General features: G+C 65.0%; 15 protein-coding genes. 10 read left to right on the forward strand and 5 right to left on the reverse strand.

The window, feature by feature from the left end; translation table 11 throughout:
- Positions 1-71: 71 nt before the first annotated feature.
- Positions 72-992 (forward strand): drug/metabolite exporter YedA, encoded by a 921-nt coding sequence (yedA, locus tag CAG44_RS19660; RefSeq protein WP_025340737.1) that lies wholly within the window; start codon positions 72-74, stop codon positions 990-992.
- 55 nt (positions 993-1,047) lie between these two features.
- The gene (locus CAG44_RS19665) at positions 1,048-2,379 is read left to right on the forward strand and encodes a DEAD/DEAH box helicase (RefSeq protein WP_013974320.1); all 1,332 of its coding nucleotides are present in this window, start codon (positions 1,048-1,050) and stop codon (positions 2,377-2,379) included.
- Positions 2,380-2,499: 120 nt separating this feature from the next.
- Here the strand turns inward: CAG44_RS19665 and CAG44_RS19670 are convergent, their stop codons facing one another.
- The 3 genes from CAG44_RS19670 to CAG44_RS19680 form a co-directional block, all read right to left on the reverse strand.
- A complete protein-coding gene (locus CAG44_RS19670) occupies positions 2,500-3,735 on the reverse strand; it encodes a TIGR03862 family flavoprotein (protein WP_085692825.1) in 1,236 nt (411 codons plus the stop codon).
- A 147-nt stretch (positions 3,736-3,882) separates the two neighbouring features.
- Positions 3,883-4,797, reverse strand: a complete 915-nt coding sequence (locus CAG44_RS19675; RefSeq protein ID WP_015271914.1) for a histone deacetylase — start codon at positions 4,795-4,797, stop codon at positions 3,883-3,885.
- Positions 4,798-4,992: 195 nt separating this feature from the next.
- On the reverse strand, positions 4,993-5,685 hold the full coding sequence (locus CAG44_RS19680) for a histidine phosphatase family protein (protein WP_085692826.1): 693 nt from the start codon (positions 5,683-5,685) through the stop codon (positions 4,993-4,995).
- A 179-nt stretch (positions 5,686-5,864) separates the two neighbouring features.
- Here CAG44_RS19680 and CAG44_RS19685 point away from each other — a divergent pair, with 179 nt between their 5' ends.
- From CAG44_RS19685 to CAG44_RS19700, 4 genes are all read left to right on the forward strand, one after another.
- A complete protein-coding gene (locus CAG44_RS19685; RefSeq protein ID WP_085617949.1) occupies positions 5,865-6,434 on the forward strand; it encodes a GNAT family N-acetyltransferase in 570 nt (189 codons plus the stop codon).
- A 96-nt stretch (positions 6,435-6,530) separates the two neighbouring features.
- Positions 6,531-7,400 (forward strand): acyl-CoA thioesterase II, encoded by an 870-nt coding sequence (gene tesB, locus CAG44_RS19690; protein ID WP_046613155.1) that lies wholly within the window; start codon positions 6,531-6,533, stop codon positions 7,398-7,400.
- Positions 7,397-7,987, forward strand: a complete 591-nt coding sequence (locus CAG44_RS19695; protein ID WP_025340732.1) for an HAD family hydrolase — start codon at positions 7,397-7,399, stop codon at positions 7,985-7,987. The genes tesB and CAG44_RS19695 overlap by 4 nt, the downstream gene beginning before the upstream one ends.
- 163 nt (positions 7,988-8,150) lie before the next feature.
- Positions 8,151-9,161 (forward strand): NAD(P)-dependent alcohol dehydrogenase, encoded by a 1,011-nt coding sequence (locus CAG44_RS19700; RefSeq protein WP_085692827.1) that lies wholly within the window; start codon positions 8,151-8,153, stop codon positions 9,159-9,161.
- A 124-nt stretch (positions 9,162-9,285) separates the two neighbouring features.
- Here the strand turns inward: CAG44_RS19700 and CAG44_RS19705 are convergent, their stop codons facing one another.
- Positions 9,286-9,987: a FadR/GntR family transcriptional regulator gene (locus CAG44_RS19705; RefSeq protein WP_085692828.1), complete on the reverse strand. Its 702-nt coding sequence runs from the start codon at positions 9,985-9,987 to the stop codon at positions 9,286-9,288.
- Between the two features lie 261 nt (positions 9,988-10,248).
- Here CAG44_RS19705 and CAG44_RS19710 point away from each other — a divergent pair, with 261 nt between their 5' ends.
- Both CAG44_RS19710 and gudD read left to right on the forward strand, forming a co-directional pair.
- The gene (locus CAG44_RS19710) at positions 10,249-11,601 is read left to right on the forward strand and encodes an MFS transporter (protein WP_025340729.1); all 1,353 of its coding nucleotides are present in this window, start codon (positions 10,249-10,251) and stop codon (positions 11,599-11,601) included.
- 19 nt (positions 11,602-11,620) lie between these two features.
- Positions 11,621-12,967 carry a glucarate dehydratase gene (gene gudD, locus CAG44_RS19715; protein ID WP_085692829.1) on the forward strand — a complete coding sequence of 449 codons (1,347 nt, stop codon included), beginning with the start codon at positions 11,621-11,623 and terminating at the stop codon, positions 12,965-12,967.
- 109 nt (positions 12,968-13,076) lie between these two features.
- Here the strand turns inward: gudD and CAG44_RS19720 are convergent, their stop codons facing one another.
- Positions 13,077-13,964, reverse strand: coding sequence for a LysR substrate-binding domain-containing protein (locus CAG44_RS19720; protein WP_085692830.1), 888 nt, complete (start codon positions 13,962-13,964; stop codon positions 13,077-13,079).
- A 99-nt stretch (positions 13,965-14,063) separates the two neighbouring features.
- On the opposite strand from CAG44_RS19720, the gene CAG44_RS19725 reads away from it, so the two are divergent.
- Both CAG44_RS19725 and CAG44_RS19730 read left to right on the forward strand, forming a co-directional pair.
- Complete coding sequence (locus tag CAG44_RS19725) at positions 14,064-15,005, forward strand: 2-hydroxyacid dehydrogenase (protein WP_085692831.1); 942 nt, start codon at positions 14,064-14,066, stop codon at positions 15,003-15,005.
- 175 nt (positions 15,006-15,180) lie between these two features.
- The gene (locus tag CAG44_RS19730; protein WP_085692832.1) at positions 15,181-16,524 is read left to right on the forward strand and encodes an MFS transporter; all 1,344 of its coding nucleotides are present in this window, start codon (positions 15,181-15,183) and stop codon (positions 16,522-16,524) included.
- Positions 16,525-16,873: the final 349 nt, after the last annotated feature.

Genomic DNA, 16,873 nt, shown 5'->3' on the forward strand with positions numbered 1-16,873 from the left:
TTTTGTAACTTAAGCTTACACGGTGGCCTTTCTAAACTAAGCCACCCGTAAACGGATTTCGAGTGTTTCCCATGCCTGCCTCCCGTCGCTTCCCGTTATTGCTCATTGGCGCTTTCCTGGCCTTGTACCTGGTCTGGGGCTCCACCTACCTGTTCATTCGCATAGGCGTCGAGAGCTGGCCACCGATGCTCATGGCCGGGGTGCGCTTCCTGATTGCCGGGGGCCTGCTGTATGGCTTCTTGCGCTGGCGCGGTGTGCCGGCACCGACCTGGCCGCAGTGGCGGGCTGCGGGGGCGATCGGTTTCCTGCTGCTCAGCTGTGGCAACGGTGGCGTGACCGTGGCCGAGCATGCCGGTGTGGCCTCGGGCGTGGCGGCACTGGCGGTGGCGACGGTGCCGCTGTTCACCTTGCTGTTCGGCCTGCTGTTCGGGCACCGCAATTCGAAGCTGGAGTGGGCGGGGATCGCCCTCGGGCTGGTGGGTATCGGCCTGCTGAACCTGGGCTCCAACCTGCAGGCAAGCCCGATTGGCGCGGCGCTGATCATTTTTGCGGCGGCGTCGTGGGCATTCGGCTCGGTGTGGAGCAAGACCTTGCCGCTGCCCCAGGGGCCCATGGCCAGCGCCGCGGAAATGCTGGTCGGTGGCGCTGTGCTGCTGCTCGGCAGCGTGCTGTCTGGCGAGCGCATGACGCAGATGCCGACCGCTGCCGGCTGGGGTGCACTGGCCTACCTGGTGTTCTTCGGTTCGATCCTGGCGTTCAGTGCCTACATGTACCTGCTCAAGCACGTACGCCCGGCAGCCGCCACCAGCTATGCCTACGTCAACCCGGCGGTGGCCGTGCTGCTGGGCATCGTCTTTGCCGGTGAGCAGATTGGTGCCGAAGAATGTGTGGCCATGGCGGTGATCATCGGCGCGGTGGTGCTGATCGGCCTGCCGCAGTGGCGCAAGGCACCTGAGCCGGCGCAGCCGTTGAAAGGCGAAATCTGCAAGTAGGCAGGGGTGATGCGGTAAACTTGCCGCCTTCGCTGAACCCCCTGACGGTATTGCCATGAATTTCGCCAAACTCGGCCTGATCGAACCGCTGCTGCGCACCCTGCAGCAACTGGACTACACCACCCCGACCCCGGTGCAGGCCAAGGCCATCCCCGCCGTGCTGGCCGGCCGCGACCTGATGGCCGCGGCCCAGACCGGCACCGGCAAGACCGCGGGCTTTGCCCTGCCTGTGCTGCAGCGCCTGGCGCTGGAAGGCGAGAAGGTGGCCAGCAACTCGATCCGCGCGCTGGTGCTGGTGCCCACTCGTGAGCTGGCCGAGCAGGTGCACAACAACGTGCGCGAGTATGCCGAGAACCTGCCGCTGAGCACCTACGCGGTGTATGGCGGGGTCAGCATCAACCCGCAGATGATGCGCCTGCGCCGTGGCGTCGACCTGCTGGTGGCCACACCGGGGCGCTTGCTCGACCTGTTCCGGCAGAACGCCGTGAAGTTCAACCAGGTGCAGACCCTGGTGCTGGACGAAGCCGACCGCATGCTCGACCTGGGCTTTGCCGAAGAGCTGCAGTCGGTGTATGCCGCGCTGCCACGCAAGCGCCAGACGTTGCTGTTCTCCGCCACTTTCTCCGACCAGATCCGCATGCTGGCGGGGCTGGCCCTGAACGACCCGCTGAGCATCGAAGTCAGCCCGCGCAATGCCACGGCCACCAGCGTCAAGCAGTGGCTGGTGCCTGTGGATAAAAAGCGCAAGGTCGACCTGTTCTGCCACTTGCTGCGCAAGCAGCGCTGGAAGCAGGTGCTGGTGTTCGCCAAGACCCGCAATGGCGTCGATCAACTGGTGGAGCGCTTGCTGGCCGAGGGTGTGAATGCCGACGGTATCCACGGTGACCGCCCGCAAGCCACCCGCCAGCGCGCGCTGGACAGCTTCAAGGCCCGCGAAATCCAGGTGCTGGTGGCGACCGATGTGGCGGCCCGCGGCCTGGATATCGACGACTTGCCGCTGGTGGTCAACCTTGACCTGCCGATCGTTGCCGAGGATTACGTGCACCGCATCGGGCGTACCGGGCGGGCGGGCAACAAGGGCGAGGCGATCTCGCTGGTGTGTGCGGATGAAGTGCAGCTGCTGGCGGCGATCGAAGTGCTGACCCGGCAGACCCTGCCGCGTCATGAAGAGCCGGACTTCATCCCTGACCACCGGGTGCCGATGACCGACGCCAGTGGCCAGGTGATCAAGAAGCCGAAGAAGCCCAAGAAGCCGAAGGAAAACAGCGCCAAGCGCGGGTTGGGGCGCTGGATGGACAGTGCTGAATCAGGCAGTGCGGAGCCGGCGGTGAAGGCGGTGCGCAAGGTGCCGAGCTTCAATGGTGGGGCGCGCAAGCGTAAGCCGTAGCCTGGGGAAGCTTGGCCCCTGTGGGAGCGGGCATGCCCGCGAAACAGGCACCGCAGTGCATGGCACGGGCTTCGCCCGTGTTCGCGGGCACGCCCGCTCCCACAGTGGATCGAGTATGTGTCAGGATTTCAGCCAGCTTGCCGCCGCCCGCCCGGCGCGCAAGCCGCTGGCAAAGCACGCTGTCAGCAGATACCCCCCGGTCGGTGCCTCCCAGTCCAGCATCTCGCCGGCACAGAACACCCCCGGCATGCCCTTGACCATCAAGCCCTCATCCAGCCCCTCGAAACGCACCCCACCCGCGCTGCTGATCGCTTCATCCAGCGGCCGCGTGCGCACCAGCGTGATCGGCAATGCCTTGATCGCCCTCGCCAAGGCATCAGGGGCGGCAAAGGTCGCCTGATCGGTCAACTCGCGCAGCAGCGCAGCCTTGACCCCATCTATACCCAGTTGGCTGTGCAGGTGCTTGGCCATGGAGCGCGAACCCCGTGGCTTGGCCAGCGCCTGGGCAATCTTGTCCACAGGCTTGTCCGGCAACAGGTCGAGCAGCAACACCCCGTGGCCCTCACGGTTGATGGCCTCGCGCACCGGCGCTGACCATGCATACACCAGGCTGCCTTCCACACCCTGCGCGGTGAGGATGAACTCGCCCTTGCGCGGCGCGCTGCCGGGAACGCTGAGGGCAATGTTCTTCAACGGCGCACCGGCGAACTTGTCCTTGAGCAGCGCACTCCAGCCTGCCACTTCAAAACCGCAGTTGCTGGGTTGCAAGGGCGAGATATCCACAGCCCGTGCGGCCAGCAGCGGCTGCCAGCTACCGTCCGAGCCCAGTCGCGCCCAGCTGCCGCCACCCAGCGCCAGCACCACCACGGCGGCCTTCACCGCCCGCTCGCCCTGTGGATAAGCAATCCGCAATGCACCTTCGGCATTCCAGCCCAACCAGCGGTGACGGGTGTGGATAACTACTCCGCTGTCGCGCAGGCGCTTGAGCCAGGCGCGCAGCAGTGGCGCGGCTTTCATGTCGGTGGGGAACACCCGGCCCGAGGTGCCGACGAAGGTTTCGATACCCAGGCCGTGAATCCACTGGCGCAAGGCGTCGGCATCGAAGTCGTGCAGCAGCGCGGCGATTTCGCCCTGGCGCTCGGCATACCGGCTGACGAACGCCGGGTAGGGCTCGGAATGGGTGATGTTCATGCCACCGACGCCCGCCAGCAGGAACTTGCGGCCCACCGATGGCATGGCATCGAACACCTCGACCGCCAGGCCCGCCTGGGCCAGTGCTTCGGCGGCCATCAGGCCGGCTGGGCCGCCGCCGATGACGACAGCGAGGGGAGGGGAGGCGGGGCTCAGATCAGGCATGGTGGGCAGCAGGCTGTGGAAAAGAGCGCATTCTAGCGCAGCGCGGCCTGTGGAAGCACTGCTCAAAAAATGATCAGAGCTTTGCAGGCCTTGCCTGTAAAGGGCTGCAGCGCCTTTCCCGCAGGTTATCCACAAGCGGTTCCACAGTCATTGTGAACAACCGATGACGCGTGCCGCGCTGTGATGAAGGATGCCATGGCGCCTGGCCAGGGCTGCGCGGTCCTTGCTGTAGCCACCGCCGATCACGCCCACCACCGGGATGTCGCGGCCCAGGCAGTGGCGCAGCACCGCTTCGTCACGGGCGGCAACGCCTGCATCGGTCAGTTGCAGGTAGCCCAGGGCGTCGTCCTTGTGCACATCGACCCCGGCGTCGTACAGCACCAGGTCGGGTCGATAGAGTGGCAGCAGGTAGTTGAGGGCGTCGTCCACCACCTTCAGGTAGGCCATGTCACCCATGCCGCGGGGCAGGGGGATGTCCCAATCGCTTTGTGCCTTGCGCGCCGGGAAGTTCTGTTCGCAGTGCAGCGACACGGTGATGGCGTCTGGTGTGTCGTGCAGGATGCGCGCGGTGCCGTCACCCTGATGCACATCGCAGTCGAAGATCAGCACCCGGTGTACCCGGCCAGCCTCCAGCAGGTAGCGGCTGATCACGGCCAGGTCGTTGAAGATGCAGAAACCGGCAGGGTGGTCGTAATGGGCGTGGTGGGTGCCGCCGGCAAGGTGGCAGGCGATGCCGTGCTGCAGCGCCATCTCGGCGCTCAGCAGCGAGCCGCCTACGGCGCGCACGGTACGCCGGGCCAGGGCCTCGCTCCAGGGCAGGCCGAGGCGGCGTTGGTCCTCGCGTGACAGGTCACCGTTCATGTAGCGCTCGATGTAGCTGCGGTCGTGGGCCAGGGCGAGGATGTCGTTGGGGCAGATGTCCGGGCGCAGCAGGGCTTGGTCAGTGGTCAGCCCGCTGTCGATCAAGTGGTCGTGCAGCAGGCGAAACTTGTCCATGGGGAAGCGGTGTTCGGCAGGGAACTCCGGGCTGTAGTCTTCGTGGTAGATCAGCGGCAACGGCATGGGTGGGGTCGCAATCGGGGCCAGTGCTGATCTTGCCATGGCTGGGGCAGCTTTGCTGCCCAATCGCCGGCAAGCCAGCTCCCACAGGTACTGCACAAGGCTAAAAGGCTATGGGATACCTGTGGGAGCTGGCTTGCCGGCGATGAGGCCAGAAAAGGTAGTGCAAGGCAGTTGCCCTGGCAGGCAGGAGCGGCGTCAGTGCTGTTTCGTGGTACTGGCCAGCACCCGTTGCCAGTCCGGTTCGTTCAGGCGGCCGAGGATACGCGTCTTGCCATTGCCGTCCACCGAAACGAACAGCGCACTGGCATAGCCGCTCTCACGCTCGCCCCCCGCAACTTTCTGCTGGCGGGCAAAATGGTCGATGCAGCCGTTGTGGGTCACCAGCACCAGGTTATGCCCCGGTCGTTTGTGTGCCAGCGCTTCGCTGGCGAACTGGCTGTCACAGCTTTCCAGCCAGTCCTCGCTGGCCACCGCCTGGCCAAGTATGAAATGCGCGGTTTGCCGTGTGCGCAGTTTCGGGCTGCTGAGCATATCGGCGTTGTTCAGGCCCAGCTGGTGCAGCCCTTGGCCAACACGTCCGGCAGCCTGGCTGCCGGCCACGGTGATGCCGGTGGGGTCGTCCAGGCACGGGCCGGGGGCGCTGTCGCAGCGCTCGGCGTGGCGGATCATCACGATCACCGCACCGTCGGCCCAGTCCTGCAGCAGGCCGCTGTCACTCAATTGTCGTTCGTTGCCAAGGTCCACGATGTGCGTCCTCGTCGCCAGCCAGGTGCTCAACGCCGCCACGACCATGCACAGGCCAAGGGCGGCACCGAGGGCTTTGCGGGTCAGGCGTCGCTTGCGCCGGGCGTGGATGGCAGGGTGCCCCAGGGTGTTGCTCGATAGCATGCGTTGCTCCGTTGGCATGGTCGCGGCTGGCGCGGCGGTGTTGGCTGGCATCCTGCCAACTGGCCTGTCGGGGGGCGGTGAAGGGCGTGTGAAAATTGCATTCGGCTGCGCCGGCTGGGTGAAACCTGCACCCGCGCCTACGCTGTAAACTGCAAGACGGTAAAACCGGAGCACGCCCGATGACCCCTATCCTGCAACTGGAAAGCGCGCGGCTGGTGCTGCGCCAATGGCACGACGACGACCTGCGCGAGTTCGCCGCCCTGTGTGCCGACCCGCAGGTGATGCGCTACTTCCCGGCGCCGCTGACGCGCGTGGAGGCAGCCGCGCTGATCGGCCGCGTGCGCGGGCATTTCAATGAGTACGGCTTTGGCCTGTGGGCCCTGGAGCGCAAGGACAGCGGTGCGTTCATCGGCATGACGGGGTTGCTGCACGTGGGCTTCGATGCCGATTTCGCGCCGGCGGTGGAGATCGGCTGGCGCCTGGCACGCCGCCACTGGGGCCTGGGTTTCGCCAGCGAGGCGGCGTGGACCTGCCTGCGCTGTGCTTTCGCCCAATTGCGCCTGGAGGAGGTGGTGTCGTTCACTAGCGAGAGCAACCTGCCCTCGCAGAAGGTCATGCAGGCCATCGGTATGCAGCAGGACCTGAATGGCAGTTTCGAACACCCCAGTCTGCCCGTGGGCCATCCGCTGCGCCCGCATGTGCTGTACCGCATCGACCGCGCTCACTGGGAGCGTACCCTGCGCGCCTGAATGCATGGCCATGCCCGGCGCGAATGACAAACCCTGTATCATTTGCCTTCATAAGAGTGCTGTAGAGACCTGTTTGCCTTGCTAGGAGAACCCCCGATGAGTCATGTGTTGGACGACCTGGTCGACCTGTTGAGCCTCGAGTCCATCGAGGAGAACCTGTTCCGTGGCCGCAGCCAGGACCTGGGCTTCCGCCAGCTGTACGGTGGGCAGGTACTGGGCCAATCGTTGTCGGCGGCCAGCCAGACGGTCGAGGATGCACGCCATGTGCATTCGTTGCACGGCTACTTCCTGCGCCCTGGCGATGCCAGCCTGCCGGTGGTGTATTCGGTGGACCGCGTGCGCGATGGCGGCAGCTTCAGCACCCGGCGGGTGACGGCGATTCAGAAGGGCCAGCCGATCTTCACCTGCAGCGCCTCGTTCCAATACGACGAGGAAGGTTTCGAGCACCAGGCGCAGATGCCCGAGGTGGTCGGCCCGGAGAACCTGCCCACTGAAGTCGAGCTGGCCCGGGCCATGGCCGACCAGTTGCCCGAACGCATTCGCGACAAGGTGCTGTGCGCCAAGCCGATCGAGATCCGCCCGGTCACCGAGCGCGACCCGTTCAACCCCAAGCCTGGCGACCCGGTGAAGTACGCCTGGTTCCGCGCCGACGGCAACCTGCCCGATATCCCCGCCCTGCACAAATACATGCTGGCCTACGCCTCGGACTTTGGCCTGCTGACCACTGCGTTGCTGCCCCATGGCAAATCGGTGTGGCAGCGTGACATGCAGATCGCCAGCCTCGACCATTCGCTGTGGTTCCATGGCAACCTGCGTGCCGACGAGTGGCTGCTGTACGCCACCGACAGCCCTTGGGCGGGCAATGCCCGTGGCTTCTGCCGCGGCAGCATCTTCAACCAGGCCGGGCAACTGGTGGCGTCGTCGTGCCAGGAAGGCCTGATTCGCCATCGCAAGGACTGGGCATGAGCCTGGGCGAGGTGCGCAACTGGGTGTTCGACATGGACGGCACCCTGACCGTGGCCGTGCACGATTTTGCCGCCATCCGCGTAGCGCTGGATATCCCGGCCGAGCACGACATCCTCACCCACCTGGCAGCCTTGCCGGCGGACGAGGCGGCGGCCAAGCATGCCTGGCTGCTGGAGCACGAGCGTGACCTGGCGATTGCCTCCACGGCGGCCACCGGGGCGGTGGAACTGGTGCGCGAACTGGCCCAGCGTGGTTGCCGGCTGGGCATTCTGACCCGCAATGCCCGCGAGTTGGCGCATGTGACGCTGGAGGCCATCGGCCTGGCGGACTGCTTCCCGGTGGAGCACATTCTGGGGCGTGACGAAGCGGCGCCCAAGCCAAGCCCGGATGGGCTGCTGAAGATTGCCAATGCCTGGGGTGTGGCACCGGGTGAGCTGGTGATGGTGGGGGATTACCGGTTTGACCTGGACTGTGGGCGGGCCGCAGGGGCGCGCACGGTGCTGGTGAACCTGCCGGACAATCCGTGGCCGGAGCTGGTGGATTGGCATGCGGCCGATTGCCGGGCATTGAAGGTGATGCTGGGCTGAATCTTGTGTTGGCAATGTGGGCCCTATCGCCGGCAAGCCAGCTCCCACAGGGACACCACTAGAGCTGAGACTTGTGCAATACCTGTGGGAGCTGGCTTGCCGGCGATAGGGCCGGACCTGTCTATGCTGAACCCCAATCTATTCCCTGAACGGAGACCTATCCATGACCAGCAAGGCCATCTACGTAAAACCCGGCGGCGGCTACGACAAGGTCGAGGTCGGTACCAGCGAGGCTCTCGCCCCCCAGGCCGATGAAATCACCGTGCGCCTGCACGCCAGCTCTCTCAACTACCACGATTTCGCCGTTGTCAGCGGCATGTGGGGCCCGAGCGAGCGGCGCATCCCCATGGCCGATGGCGCTGGCGAAGTGGTCGCGGTGGGTAGCGGCGTCACCGAGTTCCAGGTCGGCGACAATGTGGTCAGTACCTTCTTCCCCGACTGGCTCGACGGCCAGGCCAATGTGGAAGGCTTCGCCAGGGTGCCCGGCGACGGTATCGATGGTTACGCCCGTGAACAGGTCACCGCTCGCGCCACCGCCTTCACCCTGGCGCCCAAGGGCTTCAGCCATGCAGAAGCTGCCACGCTGACCACGGCCGGTCTCACGGCCTGGCGTGCGTTGATGAGCGACGACCACCTCAAGCCCGGCGATACGGTGCTGGTGCAGGGCACGGGCGGTGTGTCGATCTTCGCCCTGCAGTTTGCCAAGCTGGCCGGCGCGACGGTGATCGCCACCTCTTCCAGCGACGCCAAGCTGGAGCGCCTGAAAGCCCTGGGTGCCGACCACCTGATCAACTACAAGAGCACCCCGGCGTGGGGTGAGAAAGTGCGCGAGCTGACCGGCAACCGCGGTGTCGACCATGTAATCGAAGTGGGTGGCCCGGCGACGCTGGAGCAATCGATGGTTGCCGCGCGCATTGGTGGGCATGTGTCGTTGATCGGCATCCTCACCGGCGTGGCCGGGCAGTTGCCACTGGTGCAGGCGCTGGTGCGGCAGATTCGCCTGCAAGGCGTGCTGGTGGGCAGCCGCGCCCAGCAGCAGGCGATGGTGCGGGCGATCGATGCCAACGGCCTGCGGCCGGTGGTGGACAAGCATTTCGAGCTGGAACAGATCGTCGAGGCGTTCCGTTATCAGGAGAGCAATCGGCATTTCGGCAAGATCTGCCTGACCTGGTAATGGCTGGGGGCTGCTTTGCAGCCCATCGCCGGCAAGCCAGCTCCCACTTCGACCGCATCGGCCTCAGGCCATTCGCTACCCCTGTGGGAGCTGGCTTGCCGGCGATCGGGCCGCGTAGCGGCCCCTAGTCCGGCAACAACCGGTCGCGGCTATTGGACAGGTGCAGGCACACCGCCGCCCGCGCCGCGTCCGGGTCCTGCCGGCGGATGGCATTGAGGATCGCCTCATGCTCGAGGTTGGCCAGGTACGCCTGCCGCGCCAGCTTCGCTCCGCTGCGTTCGGCCAGGGCCATGCGGTTGCGCGGGATCAGGCCGTTGCCCAGCTGCAACAGCATTTCAGTGAAGTACAGGTTGCCAGTGGCCTCGGCAATCAACAGGTGAAAGCGCCGGTCGGCCTCGATGCAGCTGTCGCCGGCGGCGGCCAGGTCCTGGTAGTCATCCAGCGCCTGGCGCATGCGCCTCAGGTGCCCCTCGTCACGGCGTAGCGCGGCCAGGGCGGCGGCCTGGCCTTCCAGGCCGATGCGCAGCTCCAGCAGGTCGCGCACATTCGCCGCGCTTTCCGCAGCGATGCGCAGGCCGGCCTGGGTCTGGCGCTCCATCACGAACGTACCGATACCGTGGCGTGGCTCCACCAGCCCCGAGGCCTGCAATTTCGACAGGGCCTCGCGGACCACGGTGCGGCTGACCCCATGCTCGCGCACCAGGCTGTTTTCCGAGGGCAACTTGTCGCCTGGCTTGAAGGTACCCAGCAAGATCTGTTGGGTCAGGCTGGAGACCAGGTCATGGGCACGGCTGTGGCCGCGTTTGTGGGCTTGTTCGGTGGCCATGGTGTGATCCGATTGTTGTTGTGCTTGTACGACAAGTTAATCGATAAAAATATTTCTTGCCGATTTTTCCTGCGGTCAAGCCAGCGAGTAGTTTGTCTGTTTTTGCAAGATCGACGCATATTGGCTTTGCGGTAGCTTGTATTTTGTGATTTTGCCGATGTTGTTGATCTTGTCGTACAACTGCACTGCGCATATGCTCCTCCCCACTGCCATGTCAGACAACCTCGACCCGCACAAAAACAATTAGTGGGAGATCCGCAAGTGAACGATACCCTCGCTCCGTCTGCCCGGAATGAAGGCGACGCCCTGGCCAGCGCCGTGGCCAAGGTCAAGCGCCACGTCCTGCCGCTGTTCGTCATCATGTTCATCGTCAACTACCTGGACCGCGTCAACATCGGCTTCGTCCGCCCCCATCTGGAAAGCGACCTTGGCATCAGCGCCGCGGCCTATGGCTTTGGCGCCGGCCTGTTCTTCATCGGCTACGCGTTGTTCGAAGTGCCCTCGAACATGCTGCTGCAGAAGGTCGGCGCACGGCTGTGGCTGACCCGCATCATGTTCACCTGGGGGCTGGTGGCCACGGCCATGGCCTTCGTCCAGAACGAAACCCAGTTCTACGTGCTGCGCTTTCTGCTGGGCGTTGCCGAAGCGGGCTTCTTCCCCGGTGTGATCTACTACTTCACCCGCTGGTTGCCGGCCGCCGAGCGTGGCAAGGCGATTGCCATCTTCCTCAGCGGCTCGGCATTGGCGTCGCTGATTTCCGGGCCGCTGGCCGGCGCGCTGATGCAGATCCAGGGCCTGGGCATGCATGGCTGGCAGTGGATGCTGTTCATCGAAGGCATGGCCTCGGTGACGCTGTGCTTCTTCGTGTTCTTCTGGCTCGACTCCAGGCCGCAGGACGCCAAGTGGCTGAGCCAGGCCGAGCAGGAAGCACTGGTGGGCGCCATCGATCGCGAGCAGCTTGAGCGCGAAGCGGTCGGCGCGGTCAGGCCATCGGCCTGGAGCCTGCTCAAGGACCGCCAGATCCTGCTGTTCTGCCTGATCTACTTCTGCATCCAGCTGACCATTTACGCCGCCACCTTCTGGCTGCCGAGCATCATCAAGCGCATGGGTGACCTCAGTGACCTGCAGGTCGGCTTCTTCAACTCGATCCCGTGGCTGATCTCGATCCTGGCCATGTATGCCTTCGCCGCCGGCTCGGCGCGCTGGAAGTTCCAGCAGGCCTGGGTCGCAGGTGCGCTGGTGATCGCTGCCATCGGCATGTTCATGTCCACCACGGGTGGGCCGGTGTTCGCCTTTGTCGCGGTGTGCTTCGCGGCCATCGGTTTCAAGTCGGCGTCGTCACTGTTCTGGCCGATCCCGCAGGGCTACCTGGATGCCCGCATCGCCGCTGCGGTGATCGCGTTGATCAACTCGGTTGGCAACCTCGGCGGCTTCGTCGCCCCCACCACCTTCGGCCTGCTGGAGCAGCAGACCGGTTCGATCCAGGGCGGCCTGTACGGCCTGGCGGTGACCTCGGTGCTGGCGGCCATTGCCATCTTCTTCGTACGCACTCGCCCAAAGGGCGTCCCTTCCGATGACCTCAAGGCCCCTTCGGCCCTGGGTCAGAGCCATTGATGACTGCGAGACAACAACCATGAACATGCAGACCCTTCACACCAGCACCCCCGTGGTCACTGATCTGCGCGTGATTCCCGTCGCCGGGCACGACAGCATGCTGCTCAACCTCAGTGGTGCCCATGGCCCGTTCTTCACCCGCAACGTGGTGGTGCTGCGTGACAGCGCCGGCAATACCGGGTTGGGCGAGGTGCCGGGCGGCGAGAAGATCCGCCAGACACTGGAGGACGCCCGCGGCCTGGTGGTCGGCCAGCCGATCGGCCATTACCAGCGCGTGCTCAATGCCATGCGCCAGACCTTCGCCAACCGTGACTCGGCTGGTCGCGGCCTGCAGACCTTCGACCTGCGCATCACCGTGCATGCGGTGACGGCCATCGAGTCTGCGCTGCTCGACCTGCTCGGCCAGCACCTGAACGTGCCGATGGCGGCACTGCTGGGCGAGGGGCAGCAGCGCGAGGCAGTGAAGATGCTCGGTTACCTGTTCTACATCGGCGACCGCCAGCAGACCGACCTGGCCTACCGCAACGAAGCCGATGCCGAGGACGACTGGTTCCGCCTGCGCCACGAAAAGGCCCTGACCCCGGACGCGGTGGTGCGCCTGGCCGAAGCCGCCAAGGCGCGCTATGGCTTCAGCGACTTCAAGCTCAAGGGCGGGGTGTTGCGCGGCGAGGAGGAGATGGAAGCGGTAACGGCGCTGGCCGAACGGTTTCCCGAAGCCCGCATCACCCTCGACCCGAATGGTGCCTGGTCATTGAAGGAGGCCATTGCCCTGTGCCGCGACAAGCACGATGTGCTGGCCTACGCCGAAGACCCGTGCGGTGCCGAGAACGGCTACTCGGGCCGTGAGGTGATGGCCGAGTTCCGCCGCGCTACCGGCCTGCCCACCGCCACCAACATGATCGCTACCGACTGGCGGCAGATGGGCCATGCGATCCAGTTGCAGTCGGTGGACATTCCGCTGGCCGACCCGCACTTCTGGACCTTGCAGGGTTCGGTACGGGTGGCGCAGATGTGCAACGACTGGGGGCTGACCTGGGGTTCGCATTCCAACAACCACTTCGATATCTCGCTGGCAATGTTCACCCAGGTGGCGGCTGCGGCGCCGGGTGAAATCACTGCGATCGACACCCACTGGATCTGGCAGGACGGCCAGCGCCTGACCCGCGAACCACTGCGCATCGTCGACGGGCATGTGCACGTGCCGGCTCGGCCGGGGCTTGGGGTGGAGCTGGATGAAGACCAGTTGGCCAAGGCGCATGAGTGCTACCGCAACATGGGGTTGGGCGCGCGGGATGACAGCGTGGCAATGCAGTTCCTGATTCCGGGGTGGAGCTTCGATAACAAGCGGCCTTGCCTGGTGCGTTGAGGCTGCTGGCCCTTTCGCGGGCTTGCCCGCTCCCACAGGTACTGCATCAGGCTCCAGGCCTGCATTTATCCTGTGGGAGCGGGCGAGCCCGCGAAGAGGCAGGCACAAATCAACCTGCTTCGAAAAACTTCCGCGCCATCGCCACGAATGCCCCCAGCACCGGGTTGGGGTTATCCCGGCAGAACGCCAGGAAAATCTCCGCCTGTTGCTCCATCCCCACCAATGGCCTGAACACCACCTGCTCCAGGCGCAATGCCTGCGCCGAGGCCGGCACCACCGCGCAGCCCAGCCCCACATTGACCAGCCCCAGTATCGAGTGAGTCTGCCCCAGTTGGTGCAGGTACCGCGGCTGCACCTCATGCCGGGCAAACAGGTTGGCGATGCGGTCATGGAAGTAGCGCCCTTCGTTGGCGCTGTACATCACGAATGGTTGTTCATCGAAATCGCTCGGCCTGAGCCGCTCACGTGCCACCAGCGCATGCCCGGCGGGCAGGGCGGCGATGAAGGGTTCGCGGTGGATCGGCAGGTACTCCACACGCGCGCTGGGCAGCACTTGGCGCACCAGGCCTACATCGATCAGCCCTGCCTCCAGGTCATGCACCTGGGTGCTGGAGACGCGTTCGCTGAGCACCAGTTCGATGTCCGGCAGCGCCTGCCCGGCATGCACCAGCAAGCGCGGGATCATGCTGTAGGCACCCACTGCGGTGAAACCCAGGGTCAACCGGCCCGCTTCGCCATGAGCGATGCGCCGCGCCGACTGGCTGGCCGACTCGGCGATCAGCAGGATGCGACGGGCGTCTTCGAGAAAGCTCTGGCCCGCCAGGGTCAGCCGCGCCTGGCGGTTGTTACGCTCGAGCAGCAACACGCCGAGGGCATGTTCCAGCAACTGGATCTGCCGGCTCAAGGGCGGTTGGGTCATGTGCAGGCGGGTGGCGGCGCGGCCGAAATGCAGCTCTTCGGCCACGGCCACGAAGCAGCGCAGCTGATGCAGCTCCATGATTCAATTCCTGAATTATTCGATCCAGCATCTATATTAGACCTGTATCAAATGCCGGCCTAGCATCGAGTCATGTCTTCGAACTGCCGGATGCCCACCATGAACGAAAACCCCATCGAAGTGCTGTTGACCCAGCCAGTACCAGAGGCCATCGACGCCCGGCTGGTCAGCGCCTATCGGGTACATCGCCTGTATCAGCATTCCAACCCGCAACAGTTGCTCGACGAAGCCGGCCCGCGCATTCGTGGTGTGGTTACAGGCGGTGCCAAGGGCCTGTCCAATGGGCTGATGGAGCAACTGCCCGCGCTGGAGATCATCGCCATCAGCGGTATCGGCACCGATGCCGTGGACCTGCGCCATGCGGCCAGCCGCGGCATCCATGTCACCACTACGCCGGGCGTGCTCACCGCCGATGTGGCCGACCTGGCCATGGGCTTGATCATTGGCACCTTGCGCCGCCTGGGCGAGGGTGAGCGGCTGGTGCGTGATGGCTTGTGGGGCAAGGTCGACCTGCCATTGGCGCGCAAGGTCAGCGGTATCGAACTGGGCATCGTCGGGCTTGGCGAGGTGGGCAAGGCAATCGCTCGGCGTGCCGCTGCATTCGACATGCGTATTGCCTACAACGGGCGGCGCGAGCAACCAGAAACCGGCTACCGCTATGAGGCCGATCTGGTCGAGCTGGCGCGCTCGGTGGATGTGCTGGTGGTTGCAGCTGCCGCCGATGGCGGCCAGGTGCTGGTGACGGCCGAGGTGCTCGATGCACTGGGGCCGGAGGGGTACCTGGTCAATGTGGCGCGCGGCAAGTTGGTGGATGAGAACGCGCTGGTCGAGGCGTTGCGTGAGCAGCGCATTGCCGGGGCCGGGCTGGATGTGTTCGTCGATGAGCCGCATGTGCCGCCGGCGCTGCGTGACCTGAACCAGGTCGTTCTGCAGCCGCATCGAGGCAGCGCCACGCTGCAAACCCGGCTGGAAATGGGGCAGATGGTTTTATCGAATCTCGCTGCTTGCTTCCGCGGCGAGGTTCCCCCGAATTGCGCGTAGGCCCCATCGCCGGCAAGCCGGCTCCCACAGGGACAGCGCATGCCTTGAACACTGCACTGACCCTGTGGGAGCGGCTTTAGCCGCGAAGAGGCCGGTACAGGCAACACAAGGCCCCAAGGGCCACACCTTCTCCGCACAAGAACAATCGCTTCCACCGAGAAGCAAGAGGGTCCACATGAACAGCAAATCCGCCGTCGCCGCACCGCAGGCCGTGGCCGGGATCGGTCGCCATCGCTTCCTGGTCCTGGCACTGATCTTCGTCATCACCGTCATCAACTACGCCGACCGCGCCACCCTGTCGATTACCGGCACCGAGGTGCTCAAGGACCTCGGCCTGGACCCGGTCATGCTGGGCATGATCTTCTCTGCTTTCGCCTGGGCCTACGCCCTGGGCCAGGTGCCTGGCGGCTGGTTGCTCGACCGCTTCGGCGCCCGCCGGGTCTACGGCATCAGCCTGATCCTCTGGTCGCTGTTCACCCTGCTGCAAGGGACCGTGGGCTGGTTGGGCCTGGCTGGTGTGTCCGCCGCCGTGGCGCTGTTCTCCATGCGGTTCATGCTGGGCCTGGTGGAGTCGCCGGCCTTCCCGGCCAACTCGCGCATCGTCAGTTGCTGGTTCCCCACCCGCGAGCGCGGCACCGCCTCGGCACTGTTCAACTCGGCGCAGTACATGGCCGTGGTGGTGTTCGCACCGTTGATGGCGTGGATGACCCATGCGCTGAGCTGGGAGCAGGTGTTCATCTGGATGGGCGTGCTGGGGCTGGCGCTGAGCGTGGTATGGTTCCGCTTGTACCACGAGCCGCACAGTGCGCCAGGGCTGAGCCCCGAAGAGCTGGATTACATGCGTGAAGGCGGCGCCCTGGTCGACCTGGAAAAGGAACGCAAGTCCGCCAAGAGCAAACCGACCCGGGCCGAGCTTGCGCAACTGTTCACCAGCCGTAACCTGTGGGCGGTGTACCTGGGCCAGTACTGCATCACCGCGCTCACCTACTTCTTCATCACCTGGTTCCCGATCTACCTGATCAAGGGCCGTGGCATGACCATCATGGAGGCCGGCTGGGTGGCCGCGTTGCCGGCAATCTGCGGTTTTACCGGTGGCATTCTCGGTGGCTTCGTGTCCGACTGGCTGATCCGCCGTGGCGTGCACCCGTCCAGGGCGCGCAAGACCCCGTTCATCATCGGCATGGGGCTGTCCACCAGCCTGGTGCTGGCCAACTATGTGGACGGCAATGCCGCAGTGATCGCCCTGATGACCCTGGCCTTCTTCGGCAAAGGCCTGGCGGCGGTGGGCTGGGCGGTGTTGTCGGATGTGGCGCCGAAGAAGATGGTTGGCCTGTGCGGTGGCGTGTTCAACGGCATCGGCAACATCGCCGGTATCGTCACCCCGTTGGTGATCGGTTATGTGGTGGCCAGCACCGGCTCGTTCCACAACGCACTCTGGTTCGTGGCCGCCCATGGCGTGCTGGGGATCCTCGCTTACCTGTTGCTGGCCCGACGCTTCGAGCGTACCGGGCAGGCGTAGGCAGACGCCTGGCAACAGAGGCCCCGGGAGACCGGGGCTTTTTTGTGGCTGGCAGAAAGTGGTGATGCCTGCACCGGCCCTTTCGCGGGCTTGCCCGCTCCCACAGGTACACCACAGGTTTGAGGGGCGTGGAAGTAACCTGTGGGAGCGGGCGAGCCCGTGAAAGGGCCAGTACAGCCACAAACACACCCAAATGAAAAACAAAAGCTCCAGACGGCCTGGTGGCGCGATCGGGCATGCCATTCACGACATCTGGCGTTCATGGAAATGCCCTGTCGTGATCGAACAGTTCCGGGGCGTTCTCGTGTAATTTCCCACAGCCCTGCGGGGCTTAAATGAAGCCCGACCT

The organism is Pseudomonas sp. B13(2017) (genome assembly GCF_002113245.1).
GTDB classification, from domain to species: Bacteria; Pseudomonadota; Gammaproteobacteria; order Pseudomonadales; family Pseudomonadaceae; genus Aquipseudomonas; species Aquipseudomonas putida_Z.

Coding starts and splice junctions, on each gene's coding strand:
- yedA (WP_025340737.1), top strand. CDS start 72: ATGCCTGCCTCCCGTCGCTTCCCGTTATTGCTCATTGGCGCTTTCCTG.
- CAG44_RS19665 (WP_013974320.1), top strand. CDS start 1,048: ATGAATTTCGCCAAACTCGGCCTGATCGAACCGCTGCTGCGCACCCTG.
- CAG44_RS19670 (WP_085692825.1), bottom strand. CDS start 3,735: ATGCCTGATCTGAGCCCCGCCTCCCCTCCCCTCGCTGTCGTCATCGGC.
- CAG44_RS19675 (WP_015271914.1), bottom strand. CDS start 4,797: ATGCCGTTGCCGCTGATCTACCACGAAGACTACAGCCCGGAGTTCCCT.
- CAG44_RS19680 (WP_085692826.1), bottom strand. CDS start 5,685: ATGCTATCGAGCAACACCCTGGGGCACCCTGCCATCCACGCCCGGCGC.
- CAG44_RS19685 (WP_085617949.1), top strand. CDS start 5,865: ATGACCCCTATCCTGCAACTGGAAAGCGCGCGGCTGGTGCTGCGCCAA.
- tesB (WP_046613155.1), top strand. CDS start 6,531: ATGAGTCATGTGTTGGACGACCTGGTCGACCTGTTGAGCCTCGAGTCC.
- CAG44_RS19695 (WP_025340732.1), top strand. CDS start 7,397: ATGAGCCTGGGCGAGGTGCGCAACTGGGTGTTCGACATGGACGGCACC.
- CAG44_RS19700 (WP_085692827.1), top strand. CDS start 8,151: ATGACCAGCAAGGCCATCTACGTAAAACCCGGCGGCGGCTACGACAAG.
- CAG44_RS19705 (WP_085692828.1), bottom strand. CDS start 9,987: ATGGCCACCGAACAAGCCCACAAACGCGGCCACAGCCGTGCCCATGAC.
- gudD (WP_085692829.1), top strand. CDS start 11,621: ATGAACATGCAGACCCTTCACACCAGCACCCCCGTGGTCACTGATCTG.
- CAG44_RS19720 (WP_085692830.1), bottom strand. CDS start 13,964: ATGGAGCTGCATCAGCTGCGCTGCTTCGTGGCCGTGGCCGAAGAGCTG.
- CAG44_RS19725 (WP_085692831.1), top strand. CDS start 14,064: ATGAACGAAAACCCCATCGAAGTGCTGTTGACCCAGCCAGTACCAGAG.
- CAG44_RS19730 (WP_085692832.1), top strand. CDS start 15,181: ATGAACAGCAAATCCGCCGTCGCCGCACCGCAGGCCGTGGCCGGGATC.